The following is a 19,055-nucleotide window of genomic DNA, read 5'->3' as shown; positions in this document are numbered from 1 at the left end:
TGACGCTTAGATATAGATTAGCGCGCCTTTTGCTCGGTCAAGCAGCCTATCTAGTCAATTTCTTGTACGTCGCGCGGCTTGGCTTCAGTGCATCTTCGCCCAGACGCCGGACCTTGTCCTCTTCATAAGCCTCAAAATTTCCTTCAAACCATTCGACATGGCTGTCGCCTTCAAAGGCCAGGATATGCGTCGCCAGACGGTCGAGGAAGAAGCGGTCATGCGAGATGACCACGGCGCAGCCGGCGAAGCTTTCCAGCGCTTCTTCCAGCGCCGACAGGGTTTCGACGTCGAGATCGTTGGTCGGTTCGTCGAGCAGCAGCACATTGCCGCCTTCTTTCAGCATCCGCGCCATATGCACCCGGTTGCGTTCGCCGCCGGAGAGTTGACCGACCTTCTTCTGCTGGTCGGTGCCCTTGAAGTTGAACGCGCCGACATAGGCGCGGGTCGACATTTCATGCTTGCCGAGAGTCATATAGTCGTGGCCGTCGGAAATCGCTTCCCAGACATTCTTGTTCGGGTCGAGTTCGTCGCGGCTCTGGTCGACATAGCCGAGCTTGACCGTGTCGCCGATCGACACGCTGCCGCTATCCGGCTCTTCCTGGCCGATGAGCATCTTGAACAGGGTCGATTTACCCGCACCATTGGGGCCGATGACGCCGACGATGCCGCCGGGAGGCAGAGTGAAGCTGAGATCGTCGATCAACAGCTTGTCGCCAAAGCCTTTCGACAGATGGTCAACCTCGATCACCTTGCCGCCGAGGCGCTCGGGGGTCTGGATAAGGATCTGCGCCTTGCCGGGATCGCGGTTTTCCTGGGCCTCGACCAGCTGGTCGAAGCTCTTGATACGCGCCTTGGACTTGGTCTGGCGGCCCTTGGGATTCTGCCGCATCCAGGCCAGCTCGTCGCTGATCGCTTTCTGCTTGCCCTTGTCCTCGCGGGCTTCCTGCTCGAGCCGTTTGGCTTTCTTCTCCAGATAGAGCGAATAATTGCCTTCATAAACATAATAGCGGCCGCGATCGAGCTCGAGCATCCAGTTTACGACATTGTCGAGGAAATAGCGGTCATGGGTGACCATGATGACATTGCCGGGATATTCGCGCAGATGATTTTCCAGCCAGGAAACCGATTCCGCATCGAGATGGTTGGTCGGCTCGTCGAGCAGCAATATGCTGGGTTTCTCGAGCAGCAGGCGGCAGAGCGCGACGCGGCGTTTTTCACCGCCTGACAGATTGTCTACCGCGCTGTCGCCGGGTGGGCAGCGCAGGGCCTCCATCGCGATTTCGAGCTGGTTGTCGAGCGTCCAGCCGTCAACCGCGTCGATTTTTTCCTGCAGCACGCCCATTTCTTCCATCAGCGCATCGAAATCGGCGTCTTCTGGCGGATCACCCATCAATTCGGTGATCTCATTGAAGCGGCGAATATGATCGGCAATCTCGCCGACGCCATCCATCACATTTTCCTTCACCGTCTTGCTCTCGTCGAGCTCCGGCTCCTGTTCCAGATAGCCGACGGTGATCCCGTCCCCTGCCCAGGCTTCACCGGTAAATTCGGTGTCCTTGCCGGCCATGATCTTCATCAGGGTCGATTTACCAACGCCGTTCGGACCGACGATGCCGATCTTGGCATCAGGATAAAATTGCAGATTGATATTATCCAATACCGGCTTCTGCTTGTTCTGGTAGGTCTTGGACAGACCCTTCATGACGAAGGAATATTGGGCGGCCATTTTTAATTCTCTCTTGTTCAAATGCCGTTAGTCCTGAACCTGTCGAACGTGCCGATCGGTCAGCATGTCTCGGCAAGCGCAGCATTAACGGGAAATAGGGCTTGTTTGATGGACCATGTAGCTATTCCGTCCGCCTGTCGCAAGAGACCATTGGTCAGCCTATTGGCAAACGGCGACGGGCGGGTTAGTCAGCCGGCATGAGAAAAATATCCATACTGCTCGCCGGCGTAACCGCGCTGTCTCTGTCCACTACAGCGCTCGCCGGGGATCATGATCCGATGAAGCTGCAGGCCAAGGCACTGCAGGATGAAATAGCCTATGATATTGTCGAGGGCCTGACCACCGAAGTCGGACCACGGCAGGCCGGTACCGAGCAGGAAGCACGCGCGCGTGACTGGTCTGTTGCCAGGCTGAAGGCACTGGGTTTCCAGAATGTCCGCAGCGAATCCTTCATGATGCCGACCTGGGTGCGCGGGGCCGAGACGGCGGCGGTTGTCGCGCCTTATCCCCAGCCACTGTTTGTCACCGCGCTTGGCAATAGCGCCAGCACCGGTGACGCGGGGATTACGGCAGAAGTTGCCTATTTCGACTCCCTTGATGCGCTGAAAGCGGTGCCCGACGGCAGCCTGGCCGGCAAGATCGCCTTTGTAACGCACAAGATGCATCGGGCGCAGGATGGTTCAAGCTACAGCGCATTCGGACCGGTCCGCTGGATCGGTCCCTCGATCGCCTCCCAGAAAGGTGCGGTCGCCTACGTCATCAAGTCGATTGGCACGGATTATCACCGCAATCCCCATACCGGAAACACCGGCTTTGGAGAGGGTGTCAAACCGATCCCGGCGGGTGCATTATCGCTTCCCGACGCTGACAATCTCGAGCGGATGGTCAAGCGGGCGCAAGAAGCCGGACAATCGGTGACGATGAATCTCGTGCTGACGCCAGAGAATCTCGGCCAGCAGGAATCGGGCAATGTCATCGCCGAAGTCGTCGGACGGGACCCAAGCCTGCCAATGATCTTGATCGCCTGCCATCTCGATAGCTGGGATCTGGCAACCGGCGCCTTTGATGATGCAGCGGGTTGCGGGATCATCGCGGCAGCGGCGAAAAATATCATGGAGCACGGCCAGCCCTTGCGCACCATCAGGCTGCTCTGGGCGGGCGCAGAGGAAGTCGGCATCTGGGGCGGCAAGGCCTATCGCGATGCCCATCGAGAGGAAAAACACGCGATTGCCATGGAATCGGACTTTGGAGCCGACAGGGTCTGGCGGGTGGAATTCACCCTGCCCGATGGTGCTAAACCGGTCGCTGACGCAATTTCGTCCAGTCTGCTTAATCTCGGCATCGGGCGTTCCGCTGGCAAGGCTGGTGGCGGCGCGGATATCGGACCGATTATCAGCGACAGCAATCTGGCAATCATCGATTTGCAGCAGGACGGCAGCCGCTATTTCGACCTGCATCACACACCGGATGACACGCTCGACAAGATCGATCCACAGCAATTGCGGCAAAATGTTGCGGCGTGGAGCACGGTGCTTTCGATCATCGCCAATAGCGAAGCCGATTTCACCATGCCGGTGAAGCCGTGAGAGCGTTCCCGCTTCTGGGGCTCGGCGCGTTGCTGCTGGCCGCCTGTTCCGAAACCCCGATGGAGGAAAAGGGTGACGCGGCCATTGCCGAGATGGAGGCCGAGATAGAAGAGGATGCACGGTCGCTGGAAGAAGCGGCGGACGAGGCAGCGAAAGTGATGGCCGAGGAGATTGACGCAGAACTGGCCGCCGATGGTATCACTGCACCAGCCGCGACATCGGAAACCTCGGCAAACTAGTCACCGTCGGCATTTGCCGGGCGCAAGGCCGCCAGCCTCTCGTTCAGCCGAGTGGCAGTTTCAGCGTAGCGCGCAGTCCGCCGCTATCGCGATTTTCAAGGATGATATCACCACCATGATCCCGCGCGATGGCACGGGCGAGCGTCAGGCCGAGGCCCGAACCGCCGGTGGCACGGTTACGCGATCCCTCGCCGCGCAGAAACGGTTCGAACATCGCTGCAATTTTATCCTCGGGAATGCCGGGGCCTTCATCGTCGACATGGACGAGCAGGTTTTTGCCGGCTTTTTCCACAGAGATATCCGCAACGCCGCCATAGAGCGTGGCATTGCCGACCAGATTGCGCAGCGCCCGTCGGACCAGGGTTTCGCGGACCGCGGCAATCTGTCTCTCGCCACGCTGGTAGCGGACGGTACGGCCAAGGTCGGTGAACTCGTCAACGACGGTTTCGATCAGCGAGCGAATGTCGACAGGATCCGCCTGCTGGGTCGAGCGACCCAGTCGGGCCAGCGACAGGATATCCTCAAGCATGTTGTTCATATCTTCGATGCCGGTAATCATCCGTTCGCGCTCGGTATCGTCCTCGACGCTTTCGACGCGCACCCGCAAGGCCGCCAGCGGAGTCCGCAGATCATGGCCGATGGCCCCCAGCATGACGTCTTTTTCATCGATCATCCGCGTCACGCGGTCGCTCATGTCATTGAACGCGCGGATCAGTTCCCGCGTGTCGGGTGGCCCCTGTTCCGCCAGCGCTTCGGTGGTGCCCGGCTGAAATGACTGGGCCCTCGCGGTGAGCGACTTCAACGGCCGGGAAATATAGCGACCTAGCAGGATCAGCGGGATCAGCATTAGCAGATATATGGTGAAGGTCTGGAACAGCAGCGTACGGACCAACAGCGGCGAGCGTTCGCGAACGGTGGAGGCGATGCTGACCCACTGGCCATCGTCCTGTTGCGCGGAAATAATGACAAATCCTCTCGGCTCCGGTCGTTCCGGACCGCCGCCCATCGACCGGTTGATCGGACTGTTACGCCACTCGTTGCGACTGGCGCCAATCACATGGCCGCTCATGTCGGCGGTCAATTCGTCCAGCATTGTCGCGCGGATATCTGTGAAAGCGATGCCCATATTGGCAAAGGCCTGACCAGCACGGGCTTCCAGTTCGGGGAGTCGTCGCATGGTGTCGGCTACGGGACTTTCCGCACTGTATCGGAGCTGTCCCCAGCGCCGTGATCGCATGCTGGTGCGCCGCGTGGCCGGGCGGTCACTTGCCTGACGGTCGAGGCTATAAGCGATGCGGGACACGGCCGAGGTCGATGCTTCGACCAGATTCTGGTTTTGGGCCCCCCGATAAAGCAGAAAACTGTTGATTCCCTGCGCCAGCAGCAGGATCAGTGCAACGACCAGCAGAAGCTGCCCGACCAGGCTATGGGGCCACAGGCGTTTCACAGGGATTTCACCTCGCCGGCCAGTACATAGCCGCCGCCCCAGACGGTCTTGATGATTTCGGGATTTTTCGGATCAGCCTCGATCTTGCGACGCAACCGGCTGATCTGGTTGTCGACGGCGCGGTCAAACGCATGGGCTTCGCGACCCTGGGTAATGTCGAGCAGTTGATCACGGTTGAGAACCTTGCCGGCGCGGGACACCAGGGCCAGCAGCATCTGATATTCGCCGGTCGAGAGCGACACGCTCACACCTTCGGAGTCGACCAGACTTCTCTTGTCACATTTCAGGGTCCAGCCCGAAAATTGATAGACGCCGCCGCTCGTGCCGTTGTGCGCGACGCCGTTCTTTTCGGCGCGGCGCAACACGACCTTGATCCGCGCGACCAGTTCGCGCGGGCTGAAGGGTTTCGTAATATAGTCGTCGGCGCCCAGTTCGAGGCCGATGATCCGTTCGGTTTCCTCGGTCTTGGCGCTGATGAAAATGACCGGAATGTCGGTCTTGTCGGTGACATGCCGGCACAGGCTGAGCCCGTCTTCGCCGGGCATCATGATGTCGAGCAGGATGATATCGAAATCGTAAGCATTGAGCAGCGACCGCGCGATGCTGGCATCGGCAGCCTGCTGCACCTTGTAACCCTGTTTGATAAGATATTCGGCCAAAGGTTCGCGCAGCGAAACCTCATCATCAACCAGCAATATATGTATCTTGTTCGTCATTGCCTCGCCCTATCACAGGTTTGGAAAAAAGGAACGGACCGCCAGCCAATTTGGGGGAGAGGGGGAGATGGCTGACGATCCGTTCGCAAAAGAGTGGTTCAGGGATTAACCGCCTCTTTTATTCCGTTCGCCCTTGCGCGCCTTGAAGGCCGCCTGGCGTTCTTCCTTGGTCAGTTTGCCGTCACCATTGGTATCGGCCTTGTCGAAACGGGCCAGTGCCGCGGTGGTGAATTCAGCCTTGCTGATCTTCTGGTCACCATTGGTATCGGCCTGACGCATCATTGCCATGCCGTGACCACCACGTTTGTGGCCCTTGCCGCGCATGCCTTTGCCGCCGCGCTTGCCTTTCATGGCCTGGGCCTCTTCCTGGCTCAGCTTGCCGTTTCCATCCTTGTCAGCGCGGGCAAACCGGGCGGCCTTGCGTTCGGCGCGAGCCGCTTCCATTTCTGCCTGGCTCAACTCGCCATCACCATTGGTGTCGGCTTTTGCAAAACGTTCGCCGCGTTTGGCAGATCGTTCAGCGCGTTTCGCTTCTCGGTCTTCCCTGGAGAGCTGGCCATCACCGTTGACATCCATCTTGGTGAAGCGGTTGTTCAGCGATGCCGTCATTTCGGCCCGGCTGATCGTGCCGTCGCCATTGGCGTCAGCTTTCATGCCGCGGTCACCGGGTGCGGCAACAGCGATGCCGCCAGCCATCAAAAGGGCCGTGGCGCTCGAGATCAAAATTGCTTTTTTCATAATATATTCCTCATGTTCCAGTTCAGGGAAACGGTCTTATCGTTCCGCCATGAATGTTGTTCTACTAGCGACTTGTCGCTGAACTTTGTCAGAACGGGCAAAAATTGTCGCAAAATGTATCAATTGGCGTCAGCGGTTCATTTTCGCGACAGGAAGCTGCAGGGTCAGGCGCAAATTTGCCGCCCGGCAGCGGCCTTGCGCTCTATCGCGGCTCAGCCGCTCATGATGGTATAGCGTGCCGCCCCGGGTAGTTTGCACATGGTTTTCGAGACTTTCAGCTCTTCGCCGTCGACGATCACGATATCCGCGAGCACCATGCAGGGAGTGCCGTCGGGCAAGGCGTTTTTTGACGCGACAGTCGAACTGCCCGAGACATTTTCACGAACCGTGCTCTGCCATTCGACCGTCTTGCCGATTTCTCCACTCTCCGTAGCTGTCTGCGTCGCCTCGGCTGCCTGTTTCTGCTCTTCGGGGTAGAGCCGGCAGGCAACCGCCTGCGACAGGTTATTGGCGCTATCGACGAGGAAATCGCCGACCAGCGGAATTTTTCTGGTCATTCTGGCCATTCGGTCGGCCATGCCAAACAGGCCTTTGCGGCGGGGACCCGCCTGATCTGCCGCCTCTTTGCCCTGGCCGTTGCCGCATAATGTGTCAAAGGACGTGGCGCCTGCTGGTTCGGCAGCGACACCATCGGTACCGGTGGTGGCGATCGCGGCGTCTTCGGATACCGAGCCGGTGGCTGTATCTTCGCTGGCTGCCGGGGCCTCTTGTTTCCCTTCTTCCGATTTGTCACCGAAAAGACCGGCGAACTGGGCTGATACTGGCATTGGCGTCAGCATTACTCCCACGACAGTCGCCAGAATTGCCCGTTTCGCACGTTTCGTCAGCCCGCTATGCATCAAATTTCCCCTTGGCTGTACCGTAGCGATGGAGACTGTCCAGGCAAATGGATTAACGGCGGTGCCCGTGGTCGCAAAAGATTTTACAATCGCTGATCCGGTTTACAGCCGTGCTGGGCGAATGGTCTGTTCCCATGCTTCAATTAGCTCTGTCGATCGAGCATTGATTTTCCCGGACCGTTTGAAATAAGCTCTATTTAGCCATTTCGGGAACCGGAATAGCCAGTCTCGCGTTGAGGAAGAAAATAGACCATTAGCGGATAATATTATGAGCCATCAGATTATGATCGTGGAAGATGAGTTTCTCATCGCCATGGAACTGGAACAGATCGTCGGTAACCTGGGATATGAATGCATCGGGGTGGCCGATGATACCGAATCCGCGCTCGCTCTGGTCCGGAAAAAGCCCGGGATTGCGCTCGTCGACGTCAATCTGAGCGATGGGCCGACCGGTCCGATGATAGGCGAACGTTTGGCCAACGAATTCGGCGTGAAGGTGGTTTTCATCACTGCCAACCCGCGGCTGCTGGGTGACGGGGTCGAGGGAACGCTGGGCGCGGTGACCAAGCCGGTGGAAATCGAGGTTCTGAAGGACGTGCTGAAATATCTGATCGACGTTTCCAACGACAAGGATGATGTCGAACCGCCGCAGAGAATGAAACTGTTCGACTGATTCATGTCGGGCTGCGGCCCTAGCTGCCCGACAATCGGGAGGCCTGAACCTGCATTTCGATCCGCAAACCGGCGGGCAGCCAAAATCTTTCAAGCTTGCCGCCCAATTGCTGGGTCACCGACATTTCAACAAGTTTGGAGCCAAATCCCGATCCGGTCGGCGGACTCTCGATCGGCGTACCGCCGTGTTCGGACCATTTGAACAGCACCATGTCCTGGTCCCGGGAAATTTCGAGTTCAACCTGCCCTTCATCGGCAGCCAGAGCGCCATATTTCATCGAATTTGTCGCCAGTTCATGGAACACCAGCGCAATCGGCGTCGCCGCCCGGTCACCGACCGCGATGTCGCCCCCCGATATCTGCAACCGGTTATCCGAGAACGCCGGGTAGGATGCAAAAATCTCGGAAAGCAGGCGCTGCATCGTAACGTCGCCCAAGACAGATTGATCCCTGTCATTATGCGGCCGCACATATTCATGGGCCCGGCCCAGCGCCGCAATCCGGCCTTTCAGGGTTTCCGCTGGCTCGCGGAAACTTGCGTCGCCGCGCGCGGTCATGCTGATCAGCCCCGAGATTATCGCAAAAATATTCTTGATACGATGGCTCAGTTCCTGACTGAGCATCTCATTGTGACTCGCGGTCTGCTTGGCGTCCTCGATATCAGTACAGGTGCCAATCCAGCGCTGGATCTTCTGATCAGGACCGATGATCGGCAGCGCGCGCCCCAATACCCAGCGATATTGGCCGGAGCGGTGGCGAAGGCGATATTCGACCTCATAAGGTTCGCCGGTTTCGAGACTGTGATTCCATCTTTTCCATGCTTCCGGCTGATCGTCGGGATGGAACATTTCGGCCCAGGCTTCGCCGTCGGTGGACCCGTCAGGCGCGCCGGTATATTCGTACCAGCGGGCGTTATAATAATCATGATCGCCGTCGGGCAACGTCGACCAGACCATCTGCGGCATGGTGTCGGCGAGGGCGTGAAAGGCATCGCCGCTCTGCTGCAATGCCCCGCGTTCCTGCAGACGGACGTCATTCGTGTGACGGTCTCTATATTCGTTCAACCTGAAATTCTTGATCTGGCTGCGGGTCGGCATAGTCAGCTTCCACTATTGGCTGAGATTCACGCTCAGGTTACTCGATACTTGGGATTTGGCGGTGTAGCAGCGCAATTTAGTCTATTTTTCACAAATGTAACCAAATCTTTTCCGTTGTGCGAATTTTCCTGCTCGCAACCTATGCGACAATCGTCCGCAGCAGTTCAGCGGCGGTGCAACAAACCCGCTTGCCCCGCATTGGGAGAACAACTGTGCCATCTCCATTCTCCGGCTCTGTTACTCCGTCCGTCGTTAAACGCGCCCGCCTCGCGGGTTGTGTTGCAGACGTAATATTGGCCAGATCAGCGGGTCGCTGACGTTGCTTTCGTGCGGTTTGGCCGGGTCTGACTTGTGAAGATGGAGCGGGTGAAGGGAATCGAACCCTCGTCGTAAGCTTGGAAGGCTTCTGCTCTACCATTGAGCTACACCCGCATTTCCGAACCGACCGATATGTCAGCCGAATGCGCCGCTATTGCCACCGCTTTCATGGCCCGTCAATCAGGAAAGGTGCAGATTTGACTATGAAATGGGCTGCTGTTGATCGAACCACCGGGCGACGGCCTGCTGTTCGGTCGTTGTCATATGCAATCCCAGTTTTGACCGGCGCCAGAGAATGTCCTCGGCGGTGCGCGCAAATTCCCGGTCGATCAGCCAGCGGAGCTCGAACTCGTAGAGGCCGGCGGCAAAATATTGTCCCAGGTCCGCTGCCTTCCGGACATCTGCCAGCATGATGGCTGTATCGGTGCCATAAGCCCGGACCAACCGGTGTAATATGGAGCGGTCGATAAAGGTCCAGCGCTCTTCAAATTGGTCGACGAGCGCATCGAAGCCTTCGGGACGGAAATCGCCGCCGGGCAGCGGCGCTTCTTTCGTCCAGTCATTGCTCTGGACATCGAGCGCGTCCGCGAGCGTCCGGATCGCCTGCAGGGCCAGCACGCGATAGGTGGTTATCTTGCCACCAAAGATCGAGAGAACCGGCGCGCCGTTGTCCCGGTCATAATCAAAAACATAATCGCGGGTGACCGTGGCGGCACTACGGCTATGGTCGTCATATAGCGGCCGGACACCGGAATAGGTCCACTGGATATCGTCGCGGTTAACGGGTTTTACGAAATATTCGCTGGCGGCATCGCAAAGATAGTCAATTTCGCTGTCGCTGATTGTCGCGTCGCCTTCGGCATAGCTCCATGGCTGGTCGGTGGTGCCGATAAGCGTGTGTTCGCCCTCATAGGGAATGGCAAAGATGATGCGCCCGTCCCTGTTCTGGAAAATATAGCTGTGGTCGCCCTGATATTTCCGCTTCACAACGATATGGCTGCCTTTGACCAGTCGCAATTTGGCGGCGTGGTTGCTGCGGTCGTAGAGCGCCGTGATCGGATCGACCCAGGGGCCGGCTGCGTTCACCAGTACCCTGGCCTGCTCGGTGCTGCGCTCGCCATTCTGGCTGATATCTATATTCCAGTGATCCGCGGCCCGGTCCAGCCCGACGCATTCCGTGCGCGTCCGGATTTCGGCGCCCCGGTCAGCCGCATCGCGGGCAGTGAGCGACACCAGCCGGGCGTCCTCGACCCAGCAGTCGGAATAGGCAAAAGCTTTCCTGAGACGTTTCTGCAATGGATCACCGCGGCGGTCCCGGAGCAGATTGAGGCTCGAGGTGCCCGGCAAAATCTCGCGGCCGCCCAGATGGTCATAGAGGAACAGGCCGAGCCGCAGCAGCCAGGCCGGACGCATGCCCTCGTCGACCGGCAGCACGAAGCGCATTGGCCAGATGATATGCGGCGCAGCGCGGAGCAGGACTTCCCGTTCCTTGAGCGCCTTGCGGACAAGGTTGAATTCGTAATGTTCGAGATAGCGCAGGCCGCCATGGACCAGCTTGGTGCTCGCGGAGGACGTATGCGAAGCGAGATCGTCGCGCTCGACCAGCAGGACTTTCAGCCCCCTGCCCGCTGCATCGCGGGCAATTCCGACGCCGTTGATGCCGCCGCCAATGATTGCCAAATCGTACATTAGCGACCTCATAGACAACCCAGCGATTTGTGCAATGTTGCATTGCAGCATGAGCCGCTTTAGCTTGCCTTTTCAATGCCAGCTTATAGCGTGCAATGGCAATTGGGGAGCGAAGCATGGCGGCACAGCATATTTTGGTCATCGATGAAGGCACAACCTCGACGCGGGCGATGCTGTTCGGTTTCGACGGCAAGCTGCAGGGATCGCAGCAGGAAGCGCTGACACAATATTACCCGGCGCCAGGACTGGTCGAGCATGATGCGACTGAAATCTGGGACAAAACATTGAGTTGCTGCCAGAAAATGATCGAGAAAGCGGGGGGAGCCGACAAGATTGCGGCAATCGGGATCACCAACCAGCGCGAAACGGTCGTCGCCTGGGACAAGAGATCGGGCGAACCGCTCGGCCGGGCGATTGTCTGGCAGGACCGCCGCACCGCCGACCAATGCGACAAGCTGAAAGCGGATGGCCTCGAGCCGATGGTGCAGAAAAAGACCGGCTTGCTGCTCGACCCCTATTTCTCCGGCAGCAAGATCGGCTGGATGCTGGAAAACTGGCCCGACGTACGGGCCGCAGGCGATAATCTCGCCTTCGGAACGATCGAATCCTATCTCATCTACCGGCTGACCGGCGGCCAGCATGTAACCGACGCCAGCAACGCGAGCAGAACGATGCTGATGGCGCTCGATTCCGATGACTGGGATGACGAGTTGCTCGCGCTTTTCAACATTCCCCGAAAAGCCCTTCCGCAAATTGTCGACTGTGCGGGAACGCTGGGGACCACGGCATCCAGCCTGTTCGGCAGCCCGATCGCGATTTGCGGATCGGCCGGTGACCAGCAGGCTGCGACCATTGGTCAGGCCTGTCTCGATGTCGGCCAGACAAAGGCGACCTTCGGCACCGGTGCCTTCATCCTGACCAACAGCGGCGAAACCGCACCCCGGTCGGACAACCGCCTGCTGTCTACCGTCCTGTATCAATATCAGGGCAAGAGGGTGTACGCTCTTGAAGGGTCTGTGTTCGTGGCCGGGAGCCTGATGCAATGGCTGCGCGACGATATCGGCTTGCTGAAATTTGCCGGAGAGAGCGAGGAACTGGCCCGGTCGGTGGATGACAATGGCGGGGTCTATCTGGTCCCTGCCCTGTCTGGCCTGGGAGCGCCGCATTGGCGCGCCGATGCGACGGCGACCATCTCGGGTTTCAGCTTTGCATCGAAAAAGGCCCATATCGCCCGTGCTGCGCTCGAGTCGATGGCCTATCAATGCCATGACCTGAAAACCGCTTTTTCCGCTGACGGAGTCGATTGGCAGAATCTGCGGATTGATGGCGGCATGGTGGCGAATGACTGGATGGTGCAGGATCTCGCCGATATTCTAGACATTACGGTCGAGCGGCCGGAGTTTTTCGAAACCACGGCGCTCGGCGCTGCGATGCTGGCGGCGGTTGGCTGCGGCATTCATGCCTCGCTCGAAGCCGCGGCGACGATGATTTCGGGGCTCGACGTGCACGAACCGGCGATCGACGCCGAAACCAGAGAATTGCGTCTGGCCGGATGGCGACAGGCGATCAATTCGGTGCTGGCCAGCTAGAATATTTCGTGCATAAAAAAGCCCGCCTAAAGCGGGCTTTTCTATTCATCAGCTATCGAAGCAATAGACCTTCAGGCTTTCTTCTTCTTTTCCGCTTTCACGTCGGCCCAGATCGTCCGGTAGGACAGATAGGCGAGGATCGTCGCGATCAGCAGGAAAGCGAGAACCGCCCATCCGGTCTGATGCCGCTCTTCAAGCTTTGGCTCTGCCGTCCAGATCAGGAAGGCGGTCACGTCTTCAGCCATCTGATCGATGCTTGCGTTGGTGCCATCGGAATAGCTGACCATGTCTGCGGCGGCCAGTGGTGGTGCCATCGCGAGGTTCAGGTTCGCGAAATAGGGATTGTAATGCAGTCCCGGCCCCGGCTGGTTTGCTTCCGGCAGGTTGGCCGGCGGGTTCTGATAACCGGTCAGGAGCGAATAGACATAAGGTGCTCCACCTTCACGCGCCTTGGTGATCAGCGAAAGATCAGGCGGGATCGCGTTGTTGTTGGCAGCGGCAGCCGCAACATTGTTGGCGAACGGTTTCGGGAATTTGTCGGCAGGCAGCGATGCTCGCGTGGTCATTTCTCCGGTGTCCGGATCAACATCCGGAGACTGAATCGGCCAGTTGGCGGCAATGGCTTTCACTTCATCTTCGTTATAGCCGATTTCTGCAAGGTTGCGGAATGCGACCAGACGGAGCGAGTGGCAGGCTGCGCAGACTTCCTTGTAGACCTGAAAGCCACGTTGCAGTTGCTGGCGATCAAATTTGCCCAGCGGACCGTCTGATGTGAAGGAGATATCCTTCGGTTCCTGATGGAACGCATGTTCAGCGGTTTCCGCAGGCGGATTGGAGATATATTCTTTTGCACCCAATGCAAAAGAGACCAGGAGCCAGCCTGAAAAGAACAGACCAACCAATATTCCGATAATTCTTACCATTACGACAGGTCCCTGTTTCTTAGCTGGCAGTGTTGAGTGGCTTGCCGGTTACCGATTCCGTAATACTGTTCGGCAAAGGCTCAGGCTTTTCCATCCGCGACAACAGCGGCAATATGATCAGGAAATGCGCAAAATAATAAGCGGCGGCCAATTGGCTGATCATCACAAATGGCTCCTCGGCCGGTGCACCGCCGCAATAACCCAGGATCAGGACATCAATCACGAGGATGCCGAAGAAGATCTTGAATTTGGGACGGAAGTTGCCCGAGCGAACCGGAGATTTGTCCAGCCATGGCAGGAAGAACCATACCAGAATTGCGGAGAACATCGCCAGCACACCGAGCAGTTTCGCCGGAATGAAGAGGAAGTCGAATGTGAAGGCCCGCAAAATCGCGTACCAGGGCCAGAAATACCATTCCGGCACGATGTGGGCAGGCGTCGACAGCGGGTTCGCCGGAATATAATTGTCGGCGTGACCGAGCGCGTTCGGCAGGAAGAACATCAGCGCGGTGAAGAATATCAGCGCGAGACCGATCGTCCAGCCGTCCTTCGCGGTATAATAAGGATGGAACGGAACCGTATCCTGCGGGCCCTTTACATCGACACCCGTCGGGTTGTTCGACCCCGGAATGTGCAGCGCCCAGATATGCATGATGACAACGCCGGCGATGACGAATGGCAGCAGATAGTGGAGCGAGAAGAAGCGGTTCAGAGCGGCATTGTCCGGCGCGAAACCGCCAAGCAGCAGTTCCTGAATCGGCTTGCCGACCAGTGGAATGGCTTCGAACAGGCCGGTAATCACCTTGGCACCCCAGAAACTCATCTGCCCCCAAGGCAGAACATAGCCCATGAAAGCGGTCGCCATTGCGAGAAGATAGATAACCACACCGAGCAACCACAGCATTTCCCGCGGCGCCTTGTAGGAGCCGTAGAACAGACCGCGGCCGATATGCAGATAGATGGCGATAAAGAAGAAGCTAGCACCATTGGCGTGTGCATAGCGGATCATCCAGCCGCTGTTCACATCGCGCATGATATGTTCGACGGAATCAAAGGCAATATTTGCGTTGGCCGCATAATGCATCGCCAGGATGATGCCGGTAACGATCTGGACGACCAGAAACAGACCGGCGAGGGAACCGAAGTTCCACATATAGTTCAGGTTGCGCGGAGCAGGATAGCCGGCGCCGACGCTGTTATAAATGAACCGTGGCAGCGGCAGCTGCTTGTCCATCCACTGACCCAGGTCAGTTGTTGGTGTATATTCTTTTGCCCAAGGAAAGCTCATTTTTCTTCTGCCCCTTAGCCGATTTTCACGACAGTATCTGATAGGAATTCATGTTCCGGAACCACAAGATTTGTTGGAGCCGGGCCTTTGCGAATGCGGGCTGCGGTATCGTAATGCGATCCGTGGCACGGGCAGAAATAGCCGCCAAATTCGCCTTTGATTTCACCCTGTGCTGCACCGAGCGGAACGCAGCCGAGGTGGGTGCAAACGCCGAGAGTAATCAGCCAGTTTTCCTTGCCCGGAGTGGTCCGGTCGGCGAGGCTTTCCGGGTCACGCAAGCCCGCAGCATCTACCGCGTTTGCTTCAGCGATTTCCGCTTCTGTCAGGTTGCGGATGAAAATCGGCTGCTTGCGCCAGCTGGTCTTGATCGCCTGTCCGGTCTCAATCGCGGAAATGTCTACTTCGATCGATGACAGGGCGAGAACATCGGCGCTCGGGTTCATCTGGTTCACCAACGGAAAAACCGTCGCCACCGCCCCGGCACCAGCGAAGCTCACTGCTGCTATATTGATAAAGTCCCGGCGGCGAACGCCGCCTTCTTCTGCGACTGCCGTATCAGCTGTTTCAACCGTTGCCATGCAAACAAGCCCTATAGAAAATTTATGACCCCAAAACTGCCAGAATGTCCGGTGCTGCTCAATAGCAGTTTGAACAGGCAGTGAATTGCGCGCCTGATAGCCGCGAAGGATAGGGTTTGCCAACAGGGAATTTTCGATTGACCAAACATTCACTTCCCGCGCAAGGTGCCTACCCTATGAGAATAGCATTGTATCAACCCGAGATTGCGGGAAATTTGGGAACAATATTAAGGACTTGTGCCTGCCTGGACGTCCCGGTCGACATCATAGAACCCTGTGGTTTTCCGTTCAGCGACCGCAGTTTGCGACGCGCCGGAATGGATTATTTCGATCATGTCGATTTTACCCGCCACGCCGACTGGGATGCATTTCGCGCAAGTGTTGATTCCCGTGAATCGAGGATTATCCTGCTATCCAGCAAGGCGGACGCCCCGCATTTCGAATTTGCCTATCGGCAGGATGATATCCTTTTGTTCGGATCGGAGGGATCAGGGGTTCCCCTTACTGTACATGAGCAATGCGATGGGCGAATCACGATCCCGATGAGACCCGGCATGCGCAGCTTGAATCTGGCGGTTTCGGCTGGCATGGCCTTGGGCGAAGCACTTAGACAAACAGGACGATTTCCGAAATGACCAATTCATTGGACGGCCAGCAGCTTACGGCGCAGACATGGTTCAAGGATCTGCGGGACCAGATATGCGCCGAATTCGAGAAGATTGAGTCGGAAGCCGGCAGCGATGCGACGTTCGACTATATACCCTGGGACAGGCAGAATCCCGATGGCTCGCCGGGCGGTGGCGGCACGCAGGGCCTGATGAAGGGGAAGATATTCGAGAAGGTCGGGGTAAATATTTCCACGGTGGACGGCGTGTTCAGCGAAGAATTTCAGGCCCAGATCAACGGCGCTGAAGAGGATCCGCGTTTCTTTGCGACCGGAATCAGTCTGGTCGCGCATATGACCAACCCTCATGTACCCAATGTCCATATGAACACGCGGTTCCTGTGCACGACCAAACGCTGGTTTGGCGGAGGCGCCGATCTCAACCCGGCTATTGTCTACGATGATGACACCGAAGAATTCCACGCGAGGCTGCGGTCGGCATGCGCGCCGCATAATCCCGAATATTATCCGCGTTTCAAGAAATGGGCGGACGACTATTTTTACATCCCTCACCGCAAGGTCCATCGCGGTGTCGGCGGGATTTTCTACGACCATATCGAACTCGACAAGGGTACGGACTTTGACCGGCATTTTGCTTTTACCCAGGATGTCGGGCGGGCATTTCTCGATATATTTCCCAAGCTTGTGCGCAAGCGCATGGACAGGGAATGGACCGAAGAAGAAAAGCAGCGGCAGCTGGAATGGCGGGGTCGCTACGCCGAATTCAATCTGGTTTATGACCGGGGCACGACATTTGGCCTGAAGACCGGCGGTAATGTCGATGCGATCCTGATGAGTCTGCCGCCCGAAGCGAAATGGGTCTGAATTTCTGACCATGCCGGCTCGGGCCGTTCCGGCAGGCCATGTTGCCACCATCATTTCCCATCTGGAGATGCTGGACAAGCCTGTCCTGCCCAAATTGGCATCGAGCCTTCATCTCGAACGCTGGAATTGTCCTGACGCAGAAGAATATTGCACGCTGTTCCGAAAGGTCGGCGAACCTTGGATGTGGATATCACGGCTGTTGCTGGACCGGGACGCGCTGATCGCCATTATCCATGATCCGGCGGTGGAAATTTCGCTGGTCCGGGACGGGAGCCATGCAGTCGTCGGCTTTATCGAGCTGGATTTCCGGCTGCCGGGCGAATGCGAGATCGCCTTTTTCGGACTGGTCCCCGCAATGAACGGCAAAGGCCACGGTCACTGGATGATGAACCAGGCGCTGGCGATGGCATGGCGGGAGGCTATTGGCCGGGTCTGGCTGCATACCTGCACCCTGGATTCCCCCCGTGCCCTGCCCTTTTACCTGCAATGCGGCTTCCGTATATTCAGACAAGAGATCGACATGATGGAAGACCCGCGCGTGACCGGCCATTTGGCGGAGTCCGCCGCGCCGCACGTGCCGATATTGAAATAGCGCGTCAGGTCTCTGTCTGCCGGTATCCCGACAGTTCGATGTAAATCGATACGATGACCGCATAGAGGATAAGCTGGAAGACGGTTCCGACCAGTGCAGCGACAAGGTTGACGATCAGCATCCATCCTTCGCCTCCGGTGGCCAGTCCGACCACGATTCCCGTCACGGCTTCCAGCACATTGGTGGCAATGCCGCCGACAACCATTATGATCAGCAGAAAAAAGAGGATGGCAAAGCCGCTGTCCCGAGTCAGCGACCAGCTCTGTTTCAGCAGTTCGATCGAACTGCGTTCCTGCCGGTCGGCAAGAATGACCGGGATCAGCACGAACCGGCAGGCAAGATAAAGACCGGGCAGGATGAACAGCATCAGGCCGAGCATGATCATCACACCGGACAGCAGATTGGCAATCAGGTAGATCACCAGAAATTTCAGTGCGGCAGTCAGATTATCGGCGACCGTGTGGCTGCGTGAAGGAACGAGAGCGAAATAGATTGCCAGCCCGCCGAAACCCATCACCAGATTGGAAGCCAGCATCGCGAACGCATTGTCGTTGAAATAGGCCGCATAGATGGCAATCAGCGCGTTTCCGTCTTCTTCGCCGGTCAATATCGGTGGAGCAACATATTGCGCGAACAACAATGTCGGCAGAAAGAGAAAAACGCCTGCGATTGCGAGGATGGCCTCTTTATGCGCGCCGAGCAGGGCCATCGCGCCATTCCAGCATTGCATATAGTCGAGCTTCATCTGTTCGTTCCCAAATCCATTTCTGTCTCGCTAGCTCTTGCCACCCGGCCAGCAAAAGTGCACGAAATTTCTATGACTGCTCCCAATGACATTGAATGGCGCGTCGCGCCGCAAAAGATCGAATATCCCGACGCGCTCGCCGAAATGGAACGGCGCAACGCCGCGGTTCAGGCCGGCGATGCGCGGGAACTGATCTGGCTGCTCGAGCATCCGCCGCTCTATACGGCCGGCACCAGTTCCGATCCCGCAGAACTGCTCAGCCAGACCTTTCCCGTATATGAGACCGGGCGCGGCGGTCGCCATACCTATCATGGTCCGGGGCAGCGTGTCGGCTATGTCATTCTCAATCTGAAGAAACGCAATGCCGACGTGCGCGGTTTCGTCCATGCCCTTGAAGACTGGGTGATCGCCGCGCTCGCTGAATTTGGCGTGGCGGCGCGCGCGGTGGAAGGCCGGGTCGGAATCTGGTGCGACACGCCGGATGGTCAGGAAGCCAAGATCGGAGCGATCGGCATCCGGATCCGCAAATGGGTGACAATGCACGGCTTTTCGGTGAATATTGACCCCGACCTCAGCCATTTCGGCGGGATCGTGCCCTGCGGGATCAGCGAATATCCCGTTACCAGTCTCGCTCAACTGGGCATCGCAATAAAGCTTCAGGAGTTTGACGAGGCGTTGCAAAAAACGGCTGGCGCTTTCCTCAAGGCAATTGATCACGGCTGAT

At 57.6% G+C, this 19,055-nt stretch carries 19 protein-coding genes and 1 tRNA gene; 8 read left to right on the top strand and 12 right to left on the bottom strand.

The genetic code is table 11. The features are described from left to right. Nucleotides 1–46: 46 nt before the first annotated feature. The gene (ettA, locus tag SPHFLASMR4Y_RS03730; RefSeq protein WP_089132362.1) at nucleotides 47–1,726 is read right to left on the bottom strand and encodes an energy-dependent translational throttle protein EttA; all 1,680 of its coding nucleotides are present in this window, start codon (nucleotides 1,724–1,726) and stop codon (nucleotides 47–49) included. A 197-nt stretch (nucleotides 1,727–1,923) separates the two neighbouring features. On the opposite strand from ettA, the gene SPHFLASMR4Y_RS03725 reads away from it, so the two are divergent. Continuing rightward, a complete protein-coding gene (locus SPHFLASMR4Y_RS03725) occupies nucleotides 1,924–3,312 on the top strand; it encodes a M28 family peptidase (protein ID WP_089132361.1) in 1,389 nt (462 codons plus the stop codon). After that, a complete protein-coding gene (locus SPHFLASMR4Y_RS03720; protein WP_089132360.1) occupies nucleotides 3,309–3,551 on the top strand; it encodes a hypothetical protein in 243 nt (80 codons plus the stop codon). Before SPHFLASMR4Y_RS03725 ends, SPHFLASMR4Y_RS03720 begins: the two co-directional genes overlap by 4 nt. Before the next feature lie 43 nt (nucleotides 3,552–3,594). Here SPHFLASMR4Y_RS03720 and SPHFLASMR4Y_RS03715 read toward each other — a convergent pair whose 3' ends face one another. The 4 genes from SPHFLASMR4Y_RS03715 to SPHFLASMR4Y_RS03700 all read right to left on the bottom strand — a co-directional run bounded on the left by SPHFLASMR4Y_RS03715 (nucleotide 3,595) and on the right by SPHFLASMR4Y_RS03700 (nucleotide 7,351). Continuing rightward, nucleotides 3,595–4,998, bottom strand: a complete 1,404-nt coding sequence (locus SPHFLASMR4Y_RS03715) for an ATP-binding protein (RefSeq protein WP_089132359.1) — start codon at nucleotides 4,996–4,998, stop codon at nucleotides 3,595–3,597. Beyond that, nucleotides 4,995–5,714, bottom strand: a complete 720-nt coding sequence (locus SPHFLASMR4Y_RS03710; RefSeq protein ID WP_089132358.1) for a response regulator — start codon at nucleotides 5,712–5,714, stop codon at nucleotides 4,995–4,997. Before SPHFLASMR4Y_RS03710 ends, SPHFLASMR4Y_RS03715 begins: the two co-directional genes overlap by 4 nt. Before the next feature lie 105 nt (nucleotides 5,715–5,819). Continuing rightward, entirely contained in the window at nucleotides 5,820–6,452 is a 633-nt protein-coding gene (locus SPHFLASMR4Y_RS03705; protein WP_089132357.1) for a hypothetical protein, read from the bottom strand. A 212-nt stretch (nucleotides 6,453–6,664) separates the two neighbouring features. Beyond that, a complete protein-coding gene (locus SPHFLASMR4Y_RS03700; RefSeq protein WP_089132356.1) occupies nucleotides 6,665–7,351 on the bottom strand; it encodes a hypothetical protein in 687 nt (228 codons plus the stop codon). Nucleotides 7,352–7,616: 265 nt separating this feature from the next. Here SPHFLASMR4Y_RS03700 and SPHFLASMR4Y_RS03695 point away from each other — a divergent pair, with 265 nt between their 5' ends. Then, nucleotides 7,617–8,024, top strand: coding sequence for a response regulator (locus tag SPHFLASMR4Y_RS03695; RefSeq protein WP_260807138.1), 408 nt, complete (start codon nucleotides 7,617–7,619; stop codon nucleotides 8,022–8,024). Nucleotides 8,025–8,043: 19 nt separating this feature from the next. On the opposite strand, the gene SPHFLASMR4Y_RS03690 is transcribed toward SPHFLASMR4Y_RS03695, so the two are convergent. The 3 genes from SPHFLASMR4Y_RS03690 to glpD form a co-directional block, all read right to left on the bottom strand. Continuing rightward, a complete protein-coding gene (locus SPHFLASMR4Y_RS03690; RefSeq protein WP_089132354.1) occupies nucleotides 8,044–9,120 on the bottom strand; it encodes a sensor histidine kinase in 1,077 nt (358 codons plus the stop codon). 358 nt (nucleotides 9,121–9,478) lie between these two features. Next, nucleotides 9,479–9,552, bottom strand: a tRNA-Gly gene (locus tag SPHFLASMR4Y_RS03685). 87 nt (nucleotides 9,553–9,639) lie between these two features. Further along, nucleotides 9,640–11,127, bottom strand: coding sequence for a glycerol-3-phosphate dehydrogenase (glpD, locus tag SPHFLASMR4Y_RS03680; protein WP_260807059.1), 1,488 nt, complete (start codon nucleotides 11,125–11,127; stop codon nucleotides 9,640–9,642). 116 nt (nucleotides 11,128–11,243) lie between these two features. Between glpD and glpK the strand changes: the two genes are divergently transcribed. Continuing rightward, on the top strand, nucleotides 11,244–12,716 hold the full coding sequence (gene glpK / locus SPHFLASMR4Y_RS03675; RefSeq protein WP_089132353.1) for a glycerol kinase GlpK: 1,473 nt from the start codon (nucleotides 11,244–11,246) through the stop codon (nucleotides 12,714–12,716). Nucleotides 12,717–12,787: 71 nt separating this feature from the next. On the opposite strand, the gene SPHFLASMR4Y_RS03670 is transcribed toward glpK, so the two are convergent. From SPHFLASMR4Y_RS03670 to petA, 3 genes are read right to left on the bottom strand one after another with little or no spacing between them, the layout of a single operon-like run. Next, a complete protein-coding gene (locus SPHFLASMR4Y_RS03670) occupies nucleotides 12,788–13,639 on the bottom strand; it encodes a cytochrome c1 (RefSeq protein ID WP_089132352.1) in 852 nt (283 codons plus the stop codon). A 19-nt stretch (nucleotides 13,640–13,658) separates the two neighbouring features. Then, the gene (locus tag SPHFLASMR4Y_RS03665; protein ID WP_089132351.1) at nucleotides 13,659–14,927 is read right to left on the bottom strand and encodes a cytochrome b; all 1,269 of its coding nucleotides are present in this window, start codon (nucleotides 14,925–14,927) and stop codon (nucleotides 13,659–13,661) included. A gap of 14 nt (nucleotides 14,928–14,941) precedes the next feature. Further along, complete coding sequence (gene petA / locus SPHFLASMR4Y_RS03660) at nucleotides 14,942–15,505, bottom strand: ubiquinol-cytochrome c reductase iron-sulfur subunit (protein WP_089132350.1); 564 nt, start codon at nucleotides 15,503–15,505, stop codon at nucleotides 14,942–14,944. 176 nt (nucleotides 15,506–15,681) lie between these two features. On the opposite strand from petA, the gene SPHFLASMR4Y_RS03655 reads away from it, so the two are divergent. Genes SPHFLASMR4Y_RS03655 through SPHFLASMR4Y_RS03645 form a run of 3 tightly spaced genes read left to right on the top strand, consistent with a single transcriptional unit; the run spans nucleotide 15,682 to nucleotide 17,586 of the window. Further along, on the top strand, nucleotides 15,682–16,140 hold the full coding sequence (locus SPHFLASMR4Y_RS03655) for a tRNA (cytidine(34)-2'-O)-methyltransferase (protein ID WP_089134658.1): 459 nt from the start codon (nucleotides 15,682–15,684) through the stop codon (nucleotides 16,138–16,140). After that, complete coding sequence (gene hemF, locus SPHFLASMR4Y_RS03650; protein WP_089132349.1) at nucleotides 16,137–16,994, top strand: oxygen-dependent coproporphyrinogen oxidase; 858 nt, start codon at nucleotides 16,137–16,139, stop codon at nucleotides 16,992–16,994. Before SPHFLASMR4Y_RS03655 ends, hemF begins: the two co-directional genes overlap by 4 nt. 10 nt (nucleotides 16,995–17,004) lie before the next feature. Then, a complete protein-coding gene (locus SPHFLASMR4Y_RS03645; protein ID WP_089132348.1) occupies nucleotides 17,005–17,586 on the top strand; it encodes a GNAT family N-acetyltransferase in 582 nt (193 codons plus the stop codon). A 4-nt stretch (nucleotides 17,587–17,590) separates the two neighbouring features. Here SPHFLASMR4Y_RS03645 and SPHFLASMR4Y_RS03640 read toward each other — a convergent pair whose 3' ends face one another. Beyond that, nucleotides 17,591–18,331, bottom strand: coding sequence for a hypothetical protein (locus SPHFLASMR4Y_RS03640; RefSeq protein ID WP_089132347.1), 741 nt, complete (start codon nucleotides 18,329–18,331; stop codon nucleotides 17,591–17,593). Between the two features lie 72 nt (nucleotides 18,332–18,403). Here SPHFLASMR4Y_RS03640 and lipB point away from each other — a divergent pair, with 72 nt between their 5' ends. Then, entirely contained in the window at nucleotides 18,404–19,054 is a 651-nt protein-coding gene (lipB, locus tag SPHFLASMR4Y_RS03635; protein WP_089132346.1) for a lipoyl(octanoyl) transferase LipB, read from the top strand. Nucleotide 19,055: the final 1 nt, after the last annotated feature.

The organism is Sphingorhabdus sp. SMR4y, assembly GCF_002218195.1.
Taxonomy (GTDB): domain Bacteria; phylum Pseudomonadota; class Alphaproteobacteria; order Sphingomonadales; family Sphingomonadaceae; genus Parasphingorhabdus.
This window is presented reverse-complemented; position numbering and strand designations above follow the sequence as displayed.

What these genes read in the sequence shown, in the direction of transcription:
- ettA (WP_089132362.1), bottom strand. Translation starts at nt 1,726, where the DNA reads ATGGCCGCCCAATATTCCTTCGTCATGAAGGGTCTGTCCAAGACCTAC.
- SPHFLASMR4Y_RS03725 (WP_089132361.1), top strand. Translation starts at nt 1,924, where the DNA reads ATGAGAAAAATATCCATACTGCTCGCCGGCGTAACCGCGCTGTCTCTG.
- SPHFLASMR4Y_RS03710 (WP_089132358.1), bottom strand. Translation starts at nt 5,714, where the DNA reads ATGACGAACAAGATACATATATTGCTGGTTGATGATGAGGTTTCGCTG.
- SPHFLASMR4Y_RS03705 (WP_089132357.1), bottom strand. Translation starts at nt 6,452, where the DNA reads ATGAAAAAAGCAATTTTGATCTCGAGCGCCACGGCCCTTTTGATGGCT.
- SPHFLASMR4Y_RS03700 (WP_089132356.1), bottom strand. Translation starts at nt 7,351, where the DNA reads ATGCATAGCGGGCTGACGAAACGTGCGAAACGGGCAATTCTGGCGACT.
- SPHFLASMR4Y_RS03690 (WP_089132354.1), bottom strand. Translation starts at nt 9,120, where the DNA reads ATGCCGACCCGCAGCCAGATCAAGAATTTCAGGTTGAACGAATATAGA.
- glpD (WP_260807059.1), bottom strand. Translation starts at nt 11,127, where the DNA reads ATGTACGATTTGGCAATCATTGGCGGCGGCATCAACGGCGTCGGAATT.
- glpK (WP_089132353.1), top strand. Translation starts at nt 11,244, where the DNA reads ATGGCGGCACAGCATATTTTGGTCATCGATGAAGGCACAACCTCGACG.
- SPHFLASMR4Y_RS03670 (WP_089132352.1), bottom strand. Translation starts at nt 13,639, where the DNA reads ATGGTAAGAATTATCGGAATATTGGTTGGTCTGTTCTTTTCAGGCTGG.
- SPHFLASMR4Y_RS03665 (WP_089132351.1), bottom strand. Translation starts at nt 14,927, where the DNA reads ATGAGCTTTCCTTGGGCAAAAGAATATACACCAACAACTGACCTGGGT.
- petA (WP_089132350.1), bottom strand. Translation starts at nt 15,505, where the DNA reads ATGGCAACGGTTGAAACAGCTGATACGGCAGTCGCAGAAGAAGGCGGC.
- SPHFLASMR4Y_RS03655 (WP_089134658.1), top strand. Translation starts at nt 15,682, where the DNA reads ATGAGAATAGCATTGTATCAACCCGAGATTGCGGGAAATTTGGGAACA.
- hemF (WP_089132349.1), top strand. Translation starts at nt 16,137, where the DNA reads ATGACCAATTCATTGGACGGCCAGCAGCTTACGGCGCAGACATGGTTC.
- SPHFLASMR4Y_RS03645 (WP_089132348.1), top strand. Translation starts at nt 17,005, where the DNA reads ATGCCGGCTCGGGCCGTTCCGGCAGGCCATGTTGCCACCATCATTTCC.
- SPHFLASMR4Y_RS03640 (WP_089132347.1), bottom strand. Translation starts at nt 18,331, where the DNA reads ATGAAGCTCGACTATATGCAATGCTGGAATGGCGCGATGGCCCTGCTC.
- lipB (WP_089132346.1), top strand. Translation starts at nt 18,404, where the DNA reads ATGACTGCTCCCAATGACATTGAATGGCGCGTCGCGCCGCAAAAGATC.